The following is a 288-nucleotide window of genomic DNA, read 5'->3' on the forward strand; positions in this document are numbered from 1 at the left end:
GATGTAGGATCAATATTGGTCCAAATTGGTACGCCATTTAGATTAGTAAGTCTTTGCCCTGTAGTTCCTGCTGCCACTATTACCCATGCAGTGCCGTTCCAGTATTGCATTTGGCCGGTAGCTGTGCCTGTGATAGCCCCCACTTTTGCAGTATTGGCAACTACATGGTCATTATCTGACACCAAGGCATCGGTATATCCTACTTTTAAAGTGTTGGCAGCTATTTCATTAGCTTGTGCAGTCGAAATACCATTTTCAGCTTTTTTTGCCTGCAATGCATAAGGTACA

Annotated in this window: 1 protein-coding gene; it reads right to left on the reverse strand. The window is 43.4% G+C overall.

The features are described 5' to 3' along the window. A partial coding sequence (locus Q4Q35_RS00020) for a hypothetical protein (RefSeq protein WP_303275865.1) occupies positions 1–288 on the reverse strand: 288 nt, incomplete at both ends.

The organism is Flavivirga aquimarina (genome assembly GCF_030540835.1).
Taxonomy (GTDB): Bacteria; Bacteroidota; Bacteroidia; order Flavobacteriales; family Flavobacteriaceae; genus Flavivirga; species Flavivirga aquimarina.